This is a genomic window from Corallococcus praedator (assembly GCF_003612125.1).
Lineage (GTDB): Bacteria > Myxococcota > Myxococcia > Myxococcales > Myxococcaceae > Corallococcus > Corallococcus praedator.
In genome coordinates, this window is sequence record NZ_RAWI01001061.1 from 1 (window position 1) to 440 (window position 440).

The following is a 440-nucleotide window of genomic DNA, read 5'->3' on the forward strand; positions in this document are numbered from 1 at the left end:
GTATAGCCCTGCAGGGCGCGCCCCTGGGTGCTCGTCGTGGTGACTGCGGGCTCGTTCCACGCGCTGAACCAGGCGTAGATGCGCGTGTCGAGATGGTGGAAGCGGATGGCGATGAACGCCGCGTAGACGACCGCGGTGAGAACCAGCAGGGTGAACGTCCAGCGGGCTGCATGCTGGAGGCAGGATCTCAGGAAGGCGCGGCTCGTAAGACTCATGCGTAGTGCGGGTGCAGATGCGAATGCCGGTGCGGGAGTGGTGTCGCCCGCATGTTAGGCGGTGATTGTGTCGATTCGGATACGGGCGGCCAGAGCGCGGGGCGGCGCCAGGCAAGCGCGCCCATGGCCGCTGCGATCAGGCGGCAGCCGCTGCCGCGCGCAGCGCCTCAAGGGCGTGCGCCACTTCCGATTCCGTGACGCCAGCCACCGCAGGCAGTTGTGCGG

1 protein-coding gene is annotated in these 440 nt (G+C 68.2%); it reads right to left on the reverse strand.

The features are described from left to right. Positions 1-215, reverse strand: a 215-nt coding sequence (locus D7Y13_RS43035; RefSeq protein ID WP_147452721.1) for a hypothetical protein, incomplete at its 3' end; no start/stop codon positions are given. Between the last annotated feature and the right edge of the window lie 225 nt (positions 216-440).